Origin of the sequence: Streptococcus sp. HMSC065E03 (genome assembly GCF_001815045.1) — a bacterium.
In the GTDB taxonomy this organism is placed as follows: Bacteria; Bacillota; Bacilli; order Lactobacillales; family Streptococcaceae; genus Streptococcus; species Streptococcus parasanguinis_AD.
The window spans coordinates 1-413 of sequence record NZ_KV818828.1 but is presented as its reverse complement, the minus strand read 5'-3'; the positions used below and the strand labels follow the sequence as shown (position 1 = coordinate 413).

Annotated in this window: 1 protein-coding gene; it reads right to left on the bottom strand. The window is 27.4% G+C overall.

What is annotated here, in order from left to right; all coding sequences use genetic code 11:
* Positions 1 to 413, bottom strand: a 413-nt coding sequence (locus tag HMPREF3002_RS00055) for an ATP-binding cassette domain-containing protein (RefSeq protein ID WP_141754458.1), incomplete at both ends; no start/stop codon positions are given.

The following is a 413-nucleotide window of genomic DNA, read 5'->3' as shown; positions in this document are numbered from 1 at the left end:
GCAATATCTTTATATAACTCCTCTGAGGGAATATCAATATTCTGTTTTCCGTTGATTTTTATTTCCCCATCATAAAGATTTTTGGAATAATAGTTTAGTATTAATTTTACTAAAGTTGTTTTCCCAGCTCCTGAAGCACCTATAATTGCATAGCGCTTGCCTTTTTTAAATTCATAGGAAAAATGATCAAATAATATTTTATTTTCAATTTCATAATGTAATTGGCTAATAGAAATGGTCGAAATGTTATCACAATCAATTGTACTTGTTTTATGGAAAATTTCATGATTTGTCTCATATAGATTTTCTTGGATATTATCAATAATGGACTTGCTACTGCTGATTAAATTTTTATTGTAAAGAATAGATTGTAATGGAGCAAAAACACCGTTTAATAATTGAATACTTGCTAC